This is a genomic window from Sporolactobacillus shoreae (assembly GCF_004684935.1).
Taxonomy (GTDB): Bacteria; Bacillota; Bacilli; order Bacillales; family Sporolactobacillaceae; genus Sporolactobacillus; species Sporolactobacillus shoreae.
This window is the reverse complement of sequence record NZ_SRJD01000063.1, coordinates 1-1,389: the sequence shown is the minus strand read 5'-3', so window position 1 is coordinate 1,389 and position 1,389 is coordinate 1. Positions and strand designations below refer to the sequence as shown.

General features: G+C 50.2%; 2 protein-coding genes. Both read right to left on the bottom strand.

What is annotated here, in order from left to right:
* Positions 1–147: 147 nt before the first annotated feature.
* The gene (locus E4665_RS18000) at positions 148–1,014 is read right to left on the bottom strand and encodes an IS3 family transposase (RefSeq protein WP_241654976.1); all 867 of its coding nucleotides are present in this window, start codon (positions 1,012–1,014) and stop codon (positions 148–150) included.
* Positions 1,015–1,025: 11 nt separating this feature from the next.
* Positions 1,026–1,310, bottom strand: a complete 285-nt coding sequence (locus tag E4665_RS17995; protein WP_135350180.1) for a transposase — start codon at positions 1,308–1,310, stop codon at positions 1,026–1,028.
* Positions 1,311–1,389 lie beyond the last annotated feature (79 nt).

Below are 1,389 nucleotides of genomic sequence, written 5' to 3'. Positions count from 1 at the left end.
TATGAAGTTCTGTCAAGAAAATGGACACTTAAAAATGAACTTTACTGTGCTTCAAAGCCTACCGCGCTACGCTTGGTCTGGCTTCCGTCATGAACAGTCCCAGAGCCGACTATTCATGACGGAACCCCTTTGGGTTACTTTCGGGCCTTATCCTGCCTGGTTCCTCAGGTACATGGCCTCAAATTGACTGGGTGACCAATAGTCCAGAGTGGAATGCATCCGCTTTGTGTTGTAATCATGGATGTAGTGATTGATCGACTGGATGGCCTCCGCCCGTGTGATGAACCGACGGCGGTAAACCAGCTCCTTCTTCAGCGTGGCATGAAAGGACTCCATGCAGGCATTGTCGTATGGGTCGCCCTTATGGCTCATACTGATCTGCATCTTGGCCTGTTTCAACTCATCGATGTAATCATTGGAGCAGTACTGAGAGCCTCGGTCAGAGTGATGAATCAACCCCTCACCTGGCTTCCGTTTGTGAATGGCCAGCTTAAGTGCCTGTAACGGGAGTTCTCGGGTCATGGTCGGTGCCATGTGCCAGCCGACCACTTTTCGGGAGAACAAATCGATCACCGAAGCCAGGTACACCCACCCCTCAAGTGTCCAGATATAGGTCATATCCGTGACCCAGGCCTGGTTGGGCGCTTCCTGGTGGAACTGGCGGTTTAACAGATTCGGGTAGACCCTCAGATCGTGGTTGGAGTCGGTGGTCACAACATATCGGTGTTCCGGCACGGCCTTCAATCCCATCGCCTTCATATAGCGCGCCACCGTCTTGAGCGAAACGCAAAAGCCCCTGCGGATCAAGTAGCGATAAATACGCGGACTGCCATACCGCTGCTCTTTCTGGTCAAAATAATACTTGATTTTCCGTTTCAGGGTTGCGCGATACTGCTCGCGCTCCGTCTGCTTGTTCTGTCGTTCGTCATTGGCCCACTTATAGTAGCCGCTCTTCGATACGTTTAGAATTTGGCACATCAGCACGACAGAATGTTCATCTCGATGAGCTTCAATGAACCTGTACCTTATGGCTGGTCTTGCGTGAAGATGTGCATAGCTTTTTTTAAGATGTCATTCTCCTCTTTCAGCCGGTCAATCTTTTTCAAAAGCTGTTTTTCCGCCTGTTCCAGTTCCTTCTGGGTCCGATAGGGTGCCTTGTTGTTCCGGGACAATTTCTCCCGATACTTTGCCACCCAGCGGGTTACTGTCGTGCTGGACAACTCCAGTTCTCGACAGACTTCCAAGACCCCTCTTCGATCCTCAACGACCAATTTGGCGACATATTCTCGGTACTCCGAATCAAAAGCCATTTTCGAACACGCCCTTTTTTAGGATAGTACAATCATATGGGATCCCATTCTGACGTGTCCACTTAAAAGACTAACTCCT